General features: G+C 67.4%; 15 protein-coding genes. 8 read left to right on the top strand and 7 right to left on the bottom strand.

The window, feature by feature from the left end; genetic code table 11:
* Positions 1 to 4 precede the first annotated feature (4 nt).
* Both nicT and ACHQ4I_RS25170 read left to right on the top strand, forming a co-directional pair.
* Positions 5 to 1,111, top strand: coding sequence for a Nickel transporter NicT (gene nicT / locus ACHQ4I_RS25165; RefSeq protein WP_420774307.1), 1,107 nt, complete (start codon positions 5 to 7; stop codon positions 1,109 to 1,111).
* A complete protein-coding gene (locus ACHQ4I_RS25170; protein ID WP_420774308.1) occupies positions 1,111 to 1,866 on the top strand; it encodes a DUF6390 family protein in 756 nt (251 codons plus the stop codon). The genes nicT and ACHQ4I_RS25170 overlap by 1 nt, the downstream gene beginning before the upstream one ends.
* A gap of 28 nt (positions 1,867 to 1,894) precedes the next feature.
* Here the strand turns inward: ACHQ4I_RS25170 and ACHQ4I_RS25175 are convergent, their stop codons facing one another.
* Positions 1,895 to 2,482 (bottom strand): NADPH-dependent FMN reductase, encoded by a 588-nt coding sequence (locus ACHQ4I_RS25175; RefSeq protein ID WP_420774309.1) that lies wholly within the window; start codon positions 2,480 to 2,482, stop codon positions 1,895 to 1,897.
* A 163-nt stretch (positions 2,483 to 2,645) separates the two neighbouring features.
* Between ACHQ4I_RS25175 and sigJ the strand changes: the two genes are divergently transcribed.
* Positions 2,646 to 3,509: an RNA polymerase sigma factor SigJ gene (sigJ, locus tag ACHQ4I_RS25180; RefSeq protein WP_420774938.1), complete on the top strand. Its 864-nt coding sequence runs from the start codon at positions 2,646 to 2,648 to the stop codon at positions 3,507 to 3,509.
* 22 nt (positions 3,510 to 3,531) lie between these two features.
* Here the strand turns inward: sigJ and ACHQ4I_RS25185 are convergent, their stop codons facing one another.
* The 4 genes from ACHQ4I_RS25185 to ACHQ4I_RS25200 all read right to left on the bottom strand — a co-directional run bounded on the left by ACHQ4I_RS25185 (position 3,532) and on the right by ACHQ4I_RS25200 (position 6,656).
* A complete protein-coding gene (locus ACHQ4I_RS25185; protein WP_420774310.1) occupies positions 3,532 to 4,689 on the bottom strand; it encodes an RNA polymerase sigma factor in 1,158 nt (385 codons plus the stop codon).
* Positions 4,686 to 5,096 carry a YciI family protein gene (locus ACHQ4I_RS25190; RefSeq protein WP_420774939.1) on the bottom strand — a complete coding sequence of 137 codons (411 nt, stop codon included), beginning with the start codon at positions 5,094 to 5,096 and terminating at the stop codon, positions 4,686 to 4,688. The genes ACHQ4I_RS25185 and ACHQ4I_RS25190 overlap by 4 nt, the downstream gene beginning before the upstream one ends.
* A gap of 109 nt (positions 5,097 to 5,205) precedes the next feature.
* Positions 5,206 to 5,772: a hypothetical protein gene (locus tag ACHQ4I_RS25195; protein ID WP_420774311.1), complete on the bottom strand. Its 567-nt coding sequence runs from the start codon at positions 5,770 to 5,772 to the stop codon at positions 5,206 to 5,208.
* Positions 5,773 to 5,861: 89 nt separating this feature from the next.
* Positions 5,862 to 6,656 (bottom strand): alpha/beta fold hydrolase, encoded by a 795-nt coding sequence (locus tag ACHQ4I_RS25200; RefSeq protein ID WP_420774312.1) that lies wholly within the window; start codon positions 6,654 to 6,656, stop codon positions 5,862 to 5,864.
* 136 nt (positions 6,657 to 6,792) lie between these two features.
* Here ACHQ4I_RS25200 and ACHQ4I_RS25205 point away from each other — a divergent pair, with 136 nt between their 5' ends.
* A complete protein-coding gene (locus ACHQ4I_RS25205; RefSeq protein WP_420774940.1) occupies positions 6,793 to 7,113 on the top strand; it encodes a GNAT family N-acetyltransferase in 321 nt (106 codons plus the stop codon).
* A 200-nt stretch (positions 7,114 to 7,313) separates the two neighbouring features.
* Positions 7,314 to 8,228: a universal stress protein gene (locus ACHQ4I_RS25210; protein WP_420774313.1), complete on the top strand. Its 915-nt coding sequence runs from the start codon at positions 7,314 to 7,316 to the stop codon at positions 8,226 to 8,228.
* Between the two features lie 70 nt (positions 8,229 to 8,298).
* Here ACHQ4I_RS25210 and ACHQ4I_RS25215 read toward each other — a convergent pair whose 3' ends face one another.
* Positions 8,299 to 8,928, bottom strand: coding sequence for a TetR/AcrR family transcriptional regulator (locus ACHQ4I_RS25215; RefSeq protein WP_420774314.1), 630 nt, complete (start codon positions 8,926 to 8,928; stop codon positions 8,299 to 8,301).
* Positions 8,929 to 8,990: 62 nt separating this feature from the next.
* On the opposite strand from ACHQ4I_RS25215, the gene ACHQ4I_RS25220 reads away from it, so the two are divergent.
* Positions 8,991 to 9,875: an SDR family NAD(P)-dependent oxidoreductase gene (locus tag ACHQ4I_RS25220; protein ID WP_420774315.1), complete on the top strand. Its 885-nt coding sequence runs from the start codon at positions 8,991 to 8,993 to the stop codon at positions 9,873 to 9,875.
* Between the two features lie 108 nt (positions 9,876 to 9,983).
* On the opposite strand, the gene otsB is transcribed toward ACHQ4I_RS25220, so the two are convergent.
* The gene (otsB, locus tag ACHQ4I_RS25225) at positions 9,984 to 13,967 is read right to left on the bottom strand and encodes a trehalose-phosphatase (RefSeq protein WP_420774316.1); all 3,984 of its coding nucleotides are present in this window, start codon (positions 13,965 to 13,967) and stop codon (positions 9,984 to 9,986) included.
* Between the two features lie 839 nt (positions 13,968 to 14,806).
* On the opposite strand from otsB, the gene ACHQ4I_RS25230 reads away from it, so the two are divergent.
* Positions 14,807 to 15,793: an Acg family FMN-binding oxidoreductase gene (locus tag ACHQ4I_RS25230; protein ID WP_420774317.1), complete on the top strand. Its 987-nt coding sequence runs from the start codon at positions 14,807 to 14,809 to the stop codon at positions 15,791 to 15,793.
* A 49-nt stretch (positions 15,794 to 15,842) separates the two neighbouring features.
* Entirely contained in the window at positions 15,843 to 16,712 is an 870-nt protein-coding gene (locus tag ACHQ4I_RS25235) for an ABC transporter ATP-binding protein (protein ID WP_420774318.1), read from the top strand.

Below are 16,712 nucleotides of genomic sequence, written 5' to 3' on the forward strand. Positions count from 1 at the left end.
GGGGATGACAACAGTCACCACGAGGGTGCGAGATGTCTGGGTCGGATTCGACGGCGGGCAGCGGCGCAGCATCCTCGGCATGACAGCAACGATCGTCATTCTGCACATCGTGGGATGGGGGGCGCTGCTGTTGCTGATCGTGCCCGAGCAGTACATGGTGAATGGCGCGATATTCGGCGTCGGGCTCGGCGTCACCGCCTACACGCTGGGCATGAGACACGCCTTCGACGCCGACCATATCGCGGCGATCGACAACACGACACGAAAACTCGTGGCGGACAAGCAGAAACCGCTCGCGGTCGGCTTCTGGTTCTCCTTGGGGCACTCCAGCATCGTCTTCGTTCTCGTCGCGCTGCTGGCCCTCGGGGTTACCGCGCTGGCGCGCAACCTCGAAAACGAGGACTCGCGGTTACAGCAGTGGACCGGGGTGTTCGGCACATCGGTCTCGGGGACTTTCCTGATCCTCATCGGACTGCTGAACCTGATCGCACTGCTCGGGATCTGGCAGGTCTTGCGCGCGATGCGGCGCGGCGGCTACAGCGAAGAGCAACTCGAGCGCGCACTGGACTCCCGCGGCGTACTCAACCGGGTCCTGGCGCCGGTCATGCGCGCGGTGCGCAGGCCGTGGCAGATGTATGTGGTGGGGCTTTTGTTCGGCCTCGGTTTCGACACCGTCACCGAAGTGGGTCTGCTGGTGATCGCCGGCGGCGCGGCCGCCACCGGGCTGCCCTGGTACGCGATTCTCGTTCTGCCCGTTCTGTTCTCGGCGGGCATGTCGCTGTTCGACGCGCTGGACGGTACGTTCATGAACTACGCCTACGGCTGGGCCTTTGCCGGACCGATCCGCAAGATCTACTACAACATGGTGGTCACCGGGCTCTCGGTCGCGGTGGCCCTGCTGATCGGTGTCCAGAAGCTCCTTTCCATCCTCACCGAGAAACTCGATGTCACCAGCGGGGTGCTCGCCTGGATCGGAGGCCTGGACCTCGCCACGATGGGCTTCATCATCGTCGGTCTCTTCGCGTTCACCTGGGCCGCCGCATTCGCGATCTGGCATTACGGCGATATCGAAAGTCGCTGGAGCGCATCGCTATCGGAGGAATCGACCTGATGGACGGTGTGGAAATGTTCGCGCGCTACGCGTACGCGCCCAACCACCTCGGCTACTGCGGGCCCGAGCACGCCGCGGCGCTACGGGAACGCGATGGCAAACGAGTGCGGGACCTCGCGCGTGGCTTCTCCGGCGCATGGCCCTACCTGCGGGCCATGTCGCGCCTGACCGGTGTCACCGACCCGCTCGATGAGCGACTGGTGGCATCCTATTGGCTGGGTGGGGGCATCGGCGCCGAGCTCGACGGCCCCGAATTCCTCGCCGAGTTGCTGGGACTCATCGCCCCGATCGCGGGTGTGTACTGGTCCCATCTGGGGCCAGACCTCGCTCCGGAGGCAGCCGCGAACCACAGCTTCCACGTCTTCGGTGTCTACCCGTGGACCAGGGTGCTGGTCGCCACCGGCGGCGACCAGCCCTTGGAAATCCTCGACAACTGCCGCATCACGGCCGCGACCGTGCTGGATCGCCACCGCGACGACCTCACCGTCGCGACCCGCCGGTTGTGCTGGGACGGCGCACGCCTATCACTGTCGGAGACGATACGGCGAACCATCCCGGTGTGGACCGACGGCTACGCCGCGCTCCCCGACGCAGCCCCGGGGGACGATATCGCGCTGCACTGGGGACAGCCGTGCGGGCAGTTGACGACCGAGCAAGTCGACGACCTCACGAACAGCACGGAACGGCAACTGCGCGTGACGAATCGACGTTTGGCGGCATCCGCCCACGCCCATTCCACTCTCCCCCGGCGGTGAGTCCGGCAGCGGCGAGTTGTCGTGCTCCTCAGGAGCTGACGAGTGTGGTTTCGGCGTCGGCCTGCCGAAGCGGGGCGAGTGCGGTGCTCCATGTGATGACCTGATCCAGCAGCGTGTTCAGGGCTGTGGCGTGGTGGTCGCGCGGTGTGAAGACGGTGAAGTTCTCGAAATCGGTGAGCACCGAGATCGCGACCTGGTGGCTCACATCGGCCATGCGCAGGGTGCTGCAGACCAGCCGCAGATGCTCCACCGCGCGGATGCCGCCACCCGCGCCGTAGGAGACGAATCCCACCGCCTTGTCGGCCCATTCCGCGAACAGGTGGTCGATGGCGTTCTTCAGCACGCCGGGGGCCGAGTGGTTGTACTCGGGGGTCACCACCACGAAGCCGTCGAACGCGCCGATCAGCTCGGCCCAGGCGCGGGTGTGCTCATTTACGGAGGGCCCGAACATCGGCGCTACCGGCTCGTCCAGATGCGGTAGCGGGTGCTCGCGCAGGTCGATCAGTTCGAACTCGGCGTCGTCGCGACGCGAGGCCGTGTCCAGAACCCACTGTGCGACCTGCAGACCGTTACGGTTGGGGCGGGTACTGCCGAGAATAATCCCGATTCTGATCATGGCCGGAACTCCTGTTCTGCTGAATGTGTCACAGCCTCCCGACGACGCAGCCGACCGGAATGTCAGGCCGTCTCACAGTTCGGGTCGCTGCGTCGTCGATTCGGTGAGGGCCGCATCGACCGAAGGAGCCGACACCATGACCGATCCGCAACTGCGCTAGATCATCAGCGAACGCCGTCAGCTGATCAATCTCGCCTACCGGCTGCTCGGCTCGCTGGCCGAAGCCGAGGATGTCGTGCAGGAGACCTATACGCGCTGGTATGCGTTATCCGAGCAGCAGCGCCAAGACGTGGCGACGCCCGGCGCTTGGTTGACGACGGTCGCCAGCCGCATCTGCCTCGATCTGCTCGGCTCGGCGCGAGCCAGGCGGGAACGCTATGTGGGCGAATGGATTCCAGAGCCGGTACCCGACCGTGCCGAATGGCTCGGTGGTCCCGTTCCCGCCGATCCCGCCGATCGGGTCACCCTCGACGAGTCGATCAGTATGGCCTTCCTCGTCGTGCTGGATTCCATGACGCCGGCCGAGCGGGTGGCGTTCGTGCTGCACGACGTGTTCCGCTACCCCTTCGCCGAGGTCGCCGACATCGTCGGGCGCACTCCTGCGGCCTGCCGCCAGCTCGCCTCCTCGGCCCGCCGTCGCATCCGCACAGCGCAGGGGCCGTCGAGAACTGGGCGCGCCGAGGTGGTCAGGGACTTCAAACGGGCCTGGGAGACAAGAGATATCGAGGCTCTGATCGGCCTGCTCGATCCGCAGGCGACCGCGACGGCCGACAGCGGCGGCCTGGCTCCGGCCTTCCTGCACCCGATCAACGGCGGCGAACAAATCGCCCGCGCCTGGATCGACATCGCCGCCCGAGCCCCCGAGGTGACGTTGCTGGAGCGCACGGTGAACGGCCAACCCGGCCTGGTGGCGCAGGTCGCCGACGCCATCGTGTCGGTATACGCCTTCGATATCGCCGACGGCCGGATCACCCGCATCTGGGCGATCCGGAATCCGGAGAAACTGCGACCCTGGACAGTCGGATAATCCGCGAAATGCCCGGTGAGCTTCAAGGCGGTGGTGAGGTCCGCACAAGGTGGCGCACGCGTGCTGCCTCGCGGGTGAGGTGGTCGCGTTCGCCCCGGCTGGTGGCGGCACGGGCGGCCTCGGCGTACAGGTCGGCGGCCTGGCTGAGATCGCCTGCGCGTTCACGCAGGTAAGCCGCCACCGCGGCGTACCGGGGCAGGGTGGGGTCGATGTCGTCGAGGGCGGCGAGACCGGACTGTGGTCCATCGGCTTCGCCGACGGCCACGGCACGATTGAGCCGCACGATCGGGCTGCCGGTCAGGAGCAGCAGCTCGTCGTACCACTCCACGATCTGCACCCAGTCCGTCTCGGACGCGGTGCGGGCGTCGGCGTGCAAGGCGGCGATCGCGGCCTGGGCCTGGTACTCGCCGAGCCGGTCGCGGGCCAAGGCGGTCTGCAGGATCGTCACTCCTTCGGCGATCAGCTCGGTATCCCAGAGCGAGCGGTCCTGCTCGGCCAGCGGCACCAGGCGACCGCCGGGCCCAGTGCGAGAAGTCCGGCGCGCGTGGTGCAAAAGCATCAGCGCGAGCAAACCGGCCGCTTCGGGAGCCTCGGAGAGGGCGGCGAGTTGGCGGGCGAGCCGGATCGCCTCGGCCGCCAGGTCGACATCCCCGCTGTATCCCTCGTTGAATACCAGGTAGAGCACTCGCAGCACGGTCGCCAGGTCGCCGGGCTCGTCCAGCCGGACCCCGGCGATGCGCCGTTTGGCCCGGCTGATCCGCTGTGCCATCGTCGCTTCCGGAACCAGGTATGCCGCCGCGATCTGCCTGGTCGTCAAGCCGCCGACCGCGCGCAGGGTCAGCGCGACGGCCGAACTCGGCGACAAGATGGGATGCGCGCACAGGAAGTACAGGCGCAGTGTGTCGTCCGCGGCGGGCACCGGGCCGCCGGAGGGTTCGGCCTCTACGGCGAGCTCTCGCTCGCGCCGGGCCGTCTCGGCCCGGGCGGCGTCGAGGAACCTGTGCCACGCGACCGAGATCAGCCACGCTTTCGGATTGCGTGGCTGCTCCGCCGGCCAGACTTCGAGTGCCCGGATCAGGGCCTCCTGCACGGCGTCCTCGGCCGCGGCGAAGTCTGCTCCGCGACGGACGAGGACGCCGATCACCGCAGGCACGAGCTCCCGCAGCGGCGGCTCGTTCACTCGGTCACCGTGGGCGATTCGGTGAGGAACGGCCGCAGCTCGAGCCATTCGTGAATCGGCTCGCCACCGGCTCCGGGAGCCGCGGACAGCTCCCCGGCCAGCTCGACCGCTCGATCCCAGGACTCCACGTCGATGATCATCCAGCCCGCGATGAGGTCCTTCGTCTCGGCGAACGGGCCATCGGTCACCGGCGGGCGTCCCGCACCGTCGGATCGCACGAAGGTGCCCTCGGGGCTCAGGGCCTGCGCGTCCACGAACTCGCCGGTCTCCTTCAGGCGGTTGGCGAAGTCGTTCATGTACTGGATGTGCGCGTCGACCTCCTGCGGGGCCCACTGATCCATCGGCGGCTGGTCCACAGTCGCGGCCGGGCCACCTCGATAGTGCTTGAGCAGCAGATACTTCACGATGACTCCTTCTCGGTTGTACGGCCGGTCAGGCCGATCGTGCACCAGGGACGGAGCCAGCGCGCTGTTCTCGACACTGCCGCCGGAAATTCGCACAAATGACTGGCCCGTCCTACTTCATGAGGCTCAGCAGGCCGAGTTGCGGTTCGAGTGCGCCGTCCTGGCCGAGCGCCAGGAAGTCTGTCGCTACGGCCGAGCGCGCGAGTTTCCCGGCGCGTACCGCGCGGTAGCGCACGAACGACCAGAGGAAGACGTCGAGGTTGTCGAAGCGGGTGCCGCCTTCGAGCACCTCCTCCTCGTGGAACCAGACGGCTACTTGGCCGTTGGTGAGTACGACGTACAGATTGCCGCCGCCATCGGCACCGATCGAGTAGACGTCGTCGTCGGTCAGCTCGGTCGTGTAGTCCGAATCAAGGATGCCGCAGTCGTTTCCGGCGAAATCGAATCCGTAGGACCAGTCGAAGATGTCCAAGAACTGCGGCAACTGGCCCGAGCGCACCCGGCGGTCGAAGGCGGCCAGCGCCGCCGCGTCGGTGGGAGCCATACGCGCGAGAAACGGTGCCACCGATCGGGTCTGCTCGGGAAGCTGAACGGGCGCGGTAGCGGGGAACCAACGCGCCAGGTCGGCGTCGAGGTCGCGATCGGTGTAGCCGACCAGGTCGGCGAGGGTAAGCGTCACGCGGGGATTGTAGGCGGACTGCACCCAGATGGGCTGCGGCACAGGGCTGTTGGCCGTATCGAAGGTCCGGACCGCGGAGCCGTCAGACGCTATCGGAGACTTCCCGACCTGTCGAGGAACGCCCGAAGGTGTGGGTTGACCGCGTCTGCGTCGGTAAGGCTCAGGAAGTGCGCACCGCCGTCGATGATCACCGCAGATTCGGCGTTCGGCAGGGCCGCTGCCAACTCGCGAGCGCGGTCGACGGAGTAGGCGGCGTCGGCCGAGCCGTGCAGGACCAGAGCTGGGCAGCCGATCTCCGGCGCACGGTCGAGCACGCTGTCCCGCTCGACCAGCGGGGTGAGCACGCGGTCGATATGGTCGCCGGACAGCCGCCGCCACTTGGCCTGCCACTCGGTCGCGTCGTGCTCGCCGAGGCAGATCGCGGCATTGAGGTCCAGCAGTTCCTGGGTCGGACCGTATTCCCGCCAGGCGGCGGCGGCTTGGCGGTACCCGGCGGCGACCTCCGGATCCTCCGCGCTGCCCGAGGTGCCCAGCAGCGCGAGTGCGGCCACGCGGTCCGGTGCCAGCAGCGCCATCCGCAGGCCGATGAACCCGCCCTGGCTGGTGCCGACCACGGCGCAGCGGGACACCCCGAGCTCGTCGAGTAGGCCGAGCGCGTCACGGGCCACATCCCAGTAGGTGAACGGGCGGTCGGCGGGAGTACTGCCATGGCCGCGCTCGTCCATCGCGATCAGCCGGAACGCCCCGCCGAGCGCCTGCACCTGCGGAGCGAACATGTCGGCGTCCATCAGATAGCTGTGCAGAAGCAACACCGCGGGCCCGGTGCCACCGTGATCGATATAGCTCACCAGTTGGCCGTCGTTTACCTTCACCGTCTTCCGCACGGGCCCAGCCTATTTCAGACCGTCGTCACCTCGAGCGGTTTGTCGCACATCCGGGCGGTGCGGGCCGCACCCGACGGGACTTCGACCGTCGCAATGCCGGACCGGCGGTCTGATCCGGGGCAAGGTCACCGCGGCCATAGGCAAGAACGATCCGACGCACTGCGTCGTGGGCGCGTTCATCGACGGCCGACTGGTCGGGGTAGCGAATTCGGCTGCACTCGCACAGCCCCGAACAGCCGTCGCCGCGCTGACCGTCGTCCACGGTGAACACGCCCACGGTATCGCTACCGATCTGCTGTCCCGACTCGCCGAGTTGGCTCGCGAGCGCGGCATCGAACGATTCGCCGCGGATGTGCTACCGACGAATGCGAAAATGATGGGACTGATCATCGAATCCGATTTCCCGGTGATCACTCATCGCCAAAACAGCATCGTCCGAGTCGCCATCCAGCTCTGATCCCGGCACACAGCGGTCGACCAAAACCATGTCCGACCGGGACCAAAGCCTGCATCGCCGACCGGTCGACCAGCGGAGGCGTGGACTCGCCAGGACAGGCCGGAGGGAGTGAATATGGCAGGCCGACCGACCGTTGCCGTGGATTCGGATAGCCAGTAGCGCCAGTGATGCCCGCGAAAGCAACTCGAAGGACAACCGAGATGACCGAGAACGTGAATACCGATCCGCACCGGCTGGCATCGGCGCAGGTGGTCGTCGGTGTGGACGGCACGGTCGCGTCGACCCTGGCCGTTCGATGGGCCGCCCGGACCGCCGCGCAGCGCGGGCGGACTCTGTTGATCGTGCACGGCATGGATCTGCGTGCCGCGACCGCCGGTCTCGACGCGCGCGCCGTCTCCGCTCCGCTCCTGGACGAAATCCACATGCGCGGTGCGGATTTCGTCGCCATGGCCGAGCGTATCGCACGCGAGGAAGCCCCCGAATCGACCGTTTCGACGGAGGTGTCCGAGGCACATCCCGCCGAACTGTTGATCCGGCACTCACGCACCGCACATTTGGTGGCCTTGGGGGTATCACCCGGGGTCGGCGGCGCCACCCATCTCGGATCGACCCTGTCGGCCGTGGTCGCGCACGGCCACGGCAGTGTTGTCGTCGTGCGCACCGCCGACCCGCGCGGACAGTTGCCGGCCGACGGTCCGGTGGTGGTCGGTGTCGACGGCCAGGCCGGTGCAGCCGCGACCGCGACCGCCTTCGCCGAGGCAGCCGACCGGGGGGCCGCGCTGGTCGCGGTGCACGGCCACCACGACTTTTTCATCGATTCCTTCGCCGGATACCCGTTTTTCGACGCACCCATCGAGACCATGGAAGCCACGCAGCGCGAACTGTTGGCCGAACGCCTGCGCGGCTGGCAGGAGAAGTACCCGAATGTCGAGGTCCGGCACAGGGTCTACGACCTGCGCATCCGCCAACATCTCCTGGAATGGTCCAAGACCGCACAGCTCATCGTGGTCGGCAGCCGCGGTCGCGGTGGATTCCGCGGCCTCCTACTCGGCTCCACCAGCAACGCCCTCGTACAACACGCACATTGCCCCGTCATGGTCGTACACCCGTACTAGTGCCGCTCCAGCAGCTCGCCGAGCGTAGTGATATGGCGGTTGAACGCAGCGTCTGCGACCAACCATTCGACTACGCTCGACGGAACTCCTCGGTGCGAGCGGCGTGTGTCTCGACGTAGGCGACGGCGGTGTCGAGGGCCGCTTCCAGCGGTGCGGGGTCGCGCTGGGTCCGGGAGACGAGCATGCCGCCCTCGTAGGCGGTGACGACGACGAGCGCCAAACGGTTGATATCGGTGTCCGGGCGCAGTTCTCCGGCATCGCGCATGGCGGTGAGGCCGTCGGCCACGGCGGCGGTGAGGCGGCGCAATCCGGCGGCCACCAGTTCGAGGAGTTCCGGATCGGTGTCGGGGATGTCCTCGGCGAACGAGGCCAGCGGACACCCGGTGCGGCAGCCGGTCGCGCGCGCCGCGCCGACCACCGCATCCCGCCACGCGCGCAGATCATGTAGCGAGCGCATATCGAGCAGCCACTTATTGGCGAGCACGACCTCGGTGCTGGATTGGATCACCGCCGCCAGCAGGTCCCGTTTGTTGTCGAAGTAGTGATAGAGCTGCGAGGCGCTGACGCCCGCCTCGTGCTGGATCGCCTCCATCGTGGCGCCGTGCGCACCGTTCGCGAGCATCAGGCGCGCGGCGGCGTCGACGATCTTGGCGCGGCTGCGCAGTCCTTTGGCGGTCAGGGTATCGGTGGACGCGGGCATCGGGCTTCTCCGGATTCGATTTTGGTATTGTCATTCCATTCTGTGCTCCGAGAATAAGAGCAATGGACACAACGAATCCATTGGCGGTCCCATCGGCTTCGACCGCATTGGTGACCGGAGCGACAAGCGGTATCGGATTCTCGGTTGGTCGCGCACTGGCGCGGCTCGGCTGGACCGTACTGGTGCACGGGCGCACCGCGGAGCGTGCGCGGGAGGCCGCGGCGCGCATGGGCGACGTGCCGGGCGCCCTGATTCCCGTCGATGCCGACCTCGAAACACGTTCGGGGGTGGCGCGACTCGTAGATCAGGTGCACCGTGCCGCACCGGAGGGTCTCGGCGCCCTGGTCAACAACGCGGGCGCCGCATTCGATCGCCACGGCCTCACCGTGGATGGCGTCGAACGGACCGTGGCCGTCAATCACCTGGCGGTCGCCGGACTCACCCGCGGCCTCGAATCGCTACTGAAACCGATTGGCGAACAGCGGAATTCACCAGCGCGGGTGATCATGATGACCTCGTACCTGGAAGCGCGGGCCCGCCCGATCCAGGACTGGGCACTTCCCGGAGAGTGGACGCAGATGCGCGCGTACGCGTCGAGCAAACTCACCAACCTCGCCTACACCTACGCGCTGGCCGAACGGTGGCGTGACCGGATCGCGGTGTACGCGGTGGATCCAGGGGCGGTGCGCACCGGATTCCAGCGCAGTGCGGGCGGTCCGCTGCACCTGATCGGCCTCCTCGGCGCACCGTTGCTGTCCTCCCCCGAGCGGCCCGCGCGCACAGTGGTCGCCACCGCCGCCCGCCCCGCCGCACACCCCAGCGGCAGCTATATCCGTTCGGTCCGCGCCGTGGACACCGGACGTGTCGAGCTGTCCTCGGCGCGCTCCCGCGATCGCGCCTACCAGCGCGACGTCTACGACGCCACCCAGCGCTTCCTGAGCGGGTAGGCCAAGTTCGTTGACAGCAGCCACTGTCATTGGTCTCGGAGCCATTGGTGATCGTCCGCCCCGGACGGCGGCGGTCTCGCGCGAGGCGCCCGGCACGGACGCGCGCTTCTACGATTGTTGGCTGTCCCTGTCGTTGATGCGGGGCCGCGCCGATCTGCGCTGCACTCGGAAGGTGGCGCCGGGCGCGAGCTGCTCGACCTGGCCTCGGCATTCGATTTCGATCGGTGGCAGGTCGCCCGGCTCCGACCGCACTTCCACGCCATCGCCGCTGATCCGGATGGTCAGCCGGTGGCCGCGGTAGCTGATCGGGAAAACCAACGAACCCAGCGATTCCGGCCAGTGCGGCGTGAATATCAAACGCCCGCTGCGGGTTTCCAGCCCGGTCAAACAGCGCTGCACCAGATCGATGCTGCCCGCCATCGCACCCAGGTGGATTCCTTCCGCGGTCGTTCCGCCCTGGATGTCCCCGATATCGGATTCGAGGACACTGTCGAAGAACTCGATGGCACGCTCACGGTTGGCACGGGCCAGCACCCAGCTGTGTACGACGCTGCTCAAGGTCGACCCGTGTGAGGTGCGCGCAAGGTAATAGTCGATGGTGCGCGGGATCATCTCGCCCGGCAGGTCGTATCCCAGTCGTTCCAGCACTTCCCGGAGTTCGTCCGAGGACAGCAGATAGAACAGCATCAGCACGTCGGCCTGCTTGCCCGCCTGGTACCGGGTGACGTCGTCGCCCTCCGCCTCGAGGATCCGGTCCAGCCGCTGGATGTCACCGTAGCGCTCCCGGTAGCGGTCCCAATCCAGTTCGGCCAGTTGGCCGTAGCCTTCGAATTGGCTGATGACGCCGTCGTGGAACGGCACATACATGCGGCGGCTGACCTCGGCCCAGTGCGCCGGCTCCGACGGTGCGACGCCGAGGGTCTCCATCAGTTCGGCGCGATCGCGCGGCATGAGTAGTTCCAGCGCGTCCAGCGCCCGCAGAATCACCCAGACCGCCATGACGTTGGTGTAGGCATTGTCATCGATGCCGTCGTGCGGAGTTGCCGGATAGCCGGAGTGGAATTCGTCCGGGCCGATCACGCCGCGAATGCGGTAACGGTCGCGCTCGGTGTCGTAGGTGGCGACGCTCGCCCAGAACCGGGCGATCTCCACCAGCATTTCGGTGCCGTATTCGGTGAGGAATTCGCGATCGCCGGTCGCCTGATAGTAGTTCCAGACGTTGTACGCGATCGCACTGCCGATGTGCCGCGCTCGATGACTGGGGTCGGGGTTCCAACGCCCCGACCGGGGATTGAGATGCAGCTGCTGACTTTCCTCGCGGCCGTCGCTGCCGGACTGCCACGGGAACATCGCACCCGCACAACCGTTTTCACCCGCGGCGCGGCGTGCTTCGGCCAAACGCCGGTAGCGGTAGCGCAACAGCGATCGAGTCAGGGCGGGAAAGCGCAGATTCAACACCGGGAATACGAACAGCTCATCCCAGAACACGTGTCCGCGATACGCCTCCCCGTGCAGGCCCCGCGCCGGGACACCCACGTCGAGATCGGCCGTGTTGGGTGACAGTGTCTGCACGAGATGCAGTAGGTGCAGACGCAGTATGCGCACCGCGTTCTCGCGGTTTTCGAGATCGATGCGCAACCTCTCCCAGAGGTGTTCCCACGCCGCTGCATGCCCGTCCAGCAGAACCGCGAATCCGGGCTGGCAGCTCAGCCAGCGGACAGCCTCCTCCTCCGGAAGGGAGGCCGCATGGTCGCGCCCGGTGAAGACCGTGACGACCTTCTCCAGGGTCACCGCCGTCCCTGCGGTCATCTGAACGTCGATGTCGTGGCCGATCATGCCGTCCTGGTCGACGAGTTGTTCTGTGCCGGCAGTCGTTTCCCCGTCCCGGAGTATTCTGTTGCGGGCCGCCATCGCCACCGGAATCCGGGATCGGCTGGTCTGCACCGCCAGCAGCACCGAATCCGTGGACAGTTTCGCGACCCGCACCGGAGTGAGATGGTCACCGGACAGGGCCCGATAGCGTTCCACCAGCGAGTTCCGTACGTCGCCGTCGAGCGCCGAGCGGATCACCAGCCTTCCCGACCAGTTCTCGGCGACGATCGTCGTCTCCAGGGCGCACACGTGCGGTCGGTGCATTGCGGTGAACCGCCGCTGTGTGACCTCGGTGATCCGGCCCGCGGTGTCGCGGGATCGGAACCGGCGGGTGAGCACCGCTCGGCGCAGATCGAGTTCCTGTCGGTAGGACAGCAATTCGGTGGTGTCGACGTCGAACCATGTTCCGTCATCGATCCGGAACGACACCGGCAGCCAGTTCGGCAGGTTCACCAGGCTCTCGTTGTCCACCGTGCGCCCCGAGAGCTTGTCGCTGTGCCGGTCGTAGATTCCGGCCGCGTAGGTGCCGGGATAGTGGTGCTCGCCGGCCCGCGATTCGGGTGCGGCACCGCGGGTGGCGAAATAGCCGTTGCCCACGGTGCACAGCGCTTCGCGCAGTTTCTCGGTGTGCGGGTCGTACCCGTCGAAGACGAGTGTCCAGGCATCGGACGCCTCCGAATCGGATTCGCGGCTCAGCGGCCGCACCATCCGATCGAGGAGGTCGCGGACTCGACCGGGACCGTCGACCGCGAATCGTGCCGCCGTGCGCCGGTCCCCGTCCTCGGTGTGACGCACCACGATTCCGATGCCGTGCGAGGCGACAGCATCGAAGCCATCCTCGTCGGTGAGATCGTCGCCGAGGTAGATCGGCAGTTCCGGGCCCGGCAGATGGTCCAGGATCCAGTGCAGGGCCCGGCCCTTGTCCCAGTCCACATCCGGGCGTATCTCGGTGACCTTGCGGCCGTTCGTCACTCGCAGCCCGCCCTGCTGTGCGACCGCGTGCACCGCGCCGATCGCCCGGGCGACGACGTCGGGTGCGGCGTTGCGATAGTGCATCGCGACGGCGAATCGCTTGTGCTCCACCCGAACTCCGGGAATATCGCCGACCCGGCGCCCGAGTTCGTCGGCCGCGGCGGCGATCGCCCGTTCGGCGGCCGGCGCCGCATCGTGTACGTGATAGCTGCCGTCGGGAGCGACCAGTTCGAAGCCGTGGCTTCCCGCATACCAGATTCCGGCCAGTCCCACCCGCTTTCGCAGATCGGTCAGATCGCGGCCGCTGATGATCGCGACCGGGCATGCGCCGGCGAGTTCGGTGATCGCCGCGGCGGCTCCGTCGACCAGGGCGGCGGCATCCGGGTCCGGGACGATCTCGGCGACCGTACCGTCGAAATCCATCAGTACGGCCACGTTCTCGGTATCGAGCAGGGCGGAGATCCGGGGCCAAGACTCCAGCGCACCCGGCACCTCCGACATACGCCGGAATCCGGCACGCACGCGAACCTCGGCCAGATCGGTGACCACCACGTCGGCGCCATGGGAACGCAGCTGGTCGGCGTGCCCGGTCCGGTCGATGCCGATCACCAAGGCGAACCCGCCCCGCCGACCGGCGGTGACCCCCGCCTCGGCGTCCTCGACGACGACGGTCCGGCTCGGATCCGCGTCCAGCCGACCCGCGGCTTCGACCAGCATCGCCGGGTCGGGTTTGCCGGTCAGCCGCAGATCTTCGGCGACGATCCCGTCGACCCGCACCGCGAACAGATCGCCGATACCGGCCGCCTCGAGCACTTGGACACAGTGATAGCTGGCCGAGAAGATCGCGGTACCGAACCCCGCGTCACGCAACTCACGCACCAGCGCGACCGTGGACTCGAAAACCCGGACTCCGTCGCGCGCCAGCCGATCCAGGAACAGATGATCCTTACGATTGCCCAGACCACAGACGGTGGCAGCGCCCTCCGGATCGGACGGATCGCCCCAGGGCAGCGAAATTCCGCGCGACGCAAGGAAATCCGCCACACCGCTGTAGCGCGGTTTACCGTCCACGAAGCGCTGGTAATCCGCCTCGGTGAACGGTGAGCGGTCCTGTCCCGGCTCGGCAGCGCCCTCGGCGAGAAACGCATCGAAAAGTTCGGTCCACGCGGCGGCATGTATCGACGCGCTGTCGGTGACCACCCCGTCCATATCGAAGATCACCGCGTCGTGCCGACGTGCATCGATCACCGGCGCAGGCTGTCCGCTTGCTCTCACCTATTCAGACTGGGGCGATCGGTGCCCCTGGATCAAGGGCCGGAAGTCCCGGCGAGCCACCGTCCGGGACCACGATATCCCTGCGCCGCAGGCCCAGTGGCGGCCGATCCGACGACCAACGACTCCTGCCCCGATCGGCAATCACGCACATATCGTCGCAAGGATGTCGCCGCAGCATCTCCGGCAACACCTGCCAGGACGATCCGCACCGCACAGCTCTGTCGGCGCCACCGGGTGGTGGCGACACAGGCGTCTGGAGCGTCGGGCGCGGATCGGTACCGGTCGTCAGAATCCGAGACGGCGCGCAAGCAGGCACCGGCCACCGCGGCCAAGGGCAGGCGTGCGGCCGTCGCAACGGCACTGACGTCCAAGGGCCGGATCGCGCCGTCCTGCTCGAATGGCTCCCGCAACTCATCGGTCATGCGGGAGTCGCGAATCGAATCGCACGCGGGTTGATCCGGTCTCTGGGTGGGCCGTCGTTCAATGCCACCGCCATTCCTGCCCCGGCCCTCGGGGCCGGTTTCACCACTGTCGGCCCTGGGCGCGCCACGTGCCAGGGCCACTGGTCCCGCTGTGGTGGGCCGATGGGCACTACAAACCCGAATTGCATGGAGAGGCCGAAAGACCTGGTCGCGGGACCTAATTCCCCTATTCGGCGACCAGGCACGCGACAGAGAGTGGGGTCGTCACCACGTGTCCGATCGAAGGAGTCGCCATGGACTGGCCCACCGCGACCGTCATCATCGCCGTCGTCATCGCGTTGATGGTCATCGTGACCACCTATCTGTCCGCCAAGAAGTCATAGCCGCTAGATGAAGGAAGAGGCAATGGCCCAAGCGCATCCCGATACCGAGACCGTGCGGTCCGCGCTGGCGCTGGCTGTGCGCGCGCCATCGATACACAACACCCAGCCGTGGCAATGGCGCGTCGGCGACCGCACGGTGCACTTGTATGCCGACGAAACTCGGCAGTTGTCGCTGGCCGACCCGGACGGACGCGATCTGCTGCTCAGTTGCGGGGCGGCGCTGCACCACTTCCGGGTGGCTGCGCAGTCCTTCGGCTGGCACACCGTCGTGCATCGCCTCCCGAATCCGGCCGAGCCGCAACACCTCGCGTCCATCGAGTTCTCCCCGACCACTCCCACCGCCGACGTCGTCGCGGCGGCCAGAGCCATCGAACGACGGCGCACGGATCGACGGCGCGTCACCTCATGGGAGGTCCCGCCCACACATATCGAGCACCTCATCGAGGTCGGTACGGCGGAGGGCGCGTTGGTCCAGGAGATCCTCGGCGGTAGCACCCGGACGCGGCTGGTGCAGGCCTTCCAGCAGGCCGCCACGCGCCATCGCGACGATGCCGCGTACCAGACCGAGCTCGCGCTGTGGAGCGGGCGGCATGTCGCGCCCGAGGGTGTGCCCGCTCGCAGTGCCGTCACGGCCGCGGATCCGCTGACCCGCGAGTTCCACAGTCCCGAGCTGACCGAGGCGGTGATCCACGACCTCGACGAGCGCGGTGTGCTGCTGTTGGTGCACACCGCATCCGACGATCCGATGTCGCGGCTGCGCGCCGGGGAGGCCACCAGCGCGGTACTGCTGGCCGCCACCACCTACGGGCTGGCCACCTGCCCGCTCAGCGAACCGCTGGAACTGCCCGACACCCGCGCCCTGGTGCGCGCGGATGTCCTGTCCGACAGCGGTTTTCCGCAGTTGATGGTTCGAATCGGCTGGGCGGCGACGAGTGCCGCGCAGGTGCCGCCCACCCCGCGTCGCCCACTGGCCGACGTGGTGCGGCCGCTGTAGGCGATTGCCTCCTGACAAAAGAGGGACCATGTCACCGACCATCCGAACCGTGGGATTGACAAAATGCTACGGCGACAAGCCGGCACTCGTGGACCTCGACCTCGAGGTCCCGGCCGGGGTCGTCTTCGGTTACCTCGGACCTAATGGTGCCGGCAAGACGACCACCATTCGGCTGCTGGCCGGATTGTTACGGCCGACGCGCGGCACGGCGACCATCGATGGCGCGGACACGGTGCGCGACCGGGCCGCGGCTCGACGCCGGATCGGCTATCTCCCTGGCGAATTCGTCGCTTATCCGGACCTGACCGCCGAGCAGTACCTGAGCTATCTCGCCCATCTGCGTGGCGGCGTCGACCCGAAGGTGCGCGCCCGGCTCGCCGAGCGGCTCGGGTTGGATACCTCGACGCATATCGGTGCGATGTCGCACGGCAATCGGCAGAAGGTCGGGATCGTGCAGGCGTTCATGGCCGAGCCCGAGCTGCTCATCCTCGATGAACCGACCGCGGGGCTGGATCCGCTGGTCCAGCGGGAGTTCCACGCGCTACTGCGCGAGGTCAGGGATGAGGGACGGACGGTCTTTCTGTCCTCACATGTGCTCTCCGAGGTCCAGGAGGTGGCCGATACGGTCGCCATCCTGCGGCAGGGTCGGCTGGTGGAGGTGCGCTCGATCGCCGAACTCACCGCGCGACCGTTGCGCCGGCTGGATCTCGTATTCGCGGGCACACCACCGGATCTGGAGGGACTGCGCCGCATCGAGGGGGTAAGGACCGTGCGGCGCAACACCAAGGCGGTGCACGTCGAGATCGAAGGATCGACGGCAGAACTGTTGCAGGCGGTCGCACCGCATCAGGTCACCGACATCGTCAGTCACGAGCCGGATCTCGAGGATATCTTCCTCGCCTACTACGGACAGGGTTGA

The sequence above is a fragment of the Nocardia nepalensis genome (genome assembly GCF_048910785.1).
Lineage (GTDB): Bacteria > Actinomycetota > Actinomycetes > Mycobacteriales > Mycobacteriaceae > Nocardia > Nocardia nepalensis.

What these genes read in the sequence shown, in the direction of transcription:
- nicT (WP_420774307.1), top strand. Translation starts at nt 5, where the DNA reads ATGACAACAGTCACCACGAGGGTGCGAGATGTCTGGGTCGGATTCGAC.
- ACHQ4I_RS25170 (WP_420774308.1), top strand. Translation starts at nt 1,111, where the DNA reads ATGGACGGTGTGGAAATGTTCGCGCGCTACGCGTACGCGCCCAACCAC.
- ACHQ4I_RS25175 (WP_420774309.1), bottom strand. Translation starts at nt 2,482, where the DNA reads ATGATCAGAATCGGGATTATTCTCGGCAGTACCCGCCCCAACCGTAAC.
- ACHQ4I_RS25210 (WP_420774313.1), top strand. Translation starts at nt 7,314, where the DNA reads ATGACCGAGAACGTGAATACCGATCCGCACCGGCTGGCATCGGCGCAG.
- ACHQ4I_RS25215 (WP_420774314.1), bottom strand. Translation starts at nt 8,928, where the DNA reads ATGCCCGCGTCCACCGATACCCTGACCGCCAAAGGACTGCGCAGCCGC.
- ACHQ4I_RS25220 (WP_420774315.1), top strand. Translation starts at nt 8,991, where the DNA reads ATGGACACAACGAATCCATTGGCGGTCCCATCGGCTTCGACCGCATTG.
- ACHQ4I_RS25230 (WP_420774317.1), top strand. Translation starts at nt 14,807, where the DNA reads ATGAAGGAAGAGGCAATGGCCCAAGCGCATCCCGATACCGAGACCGTG.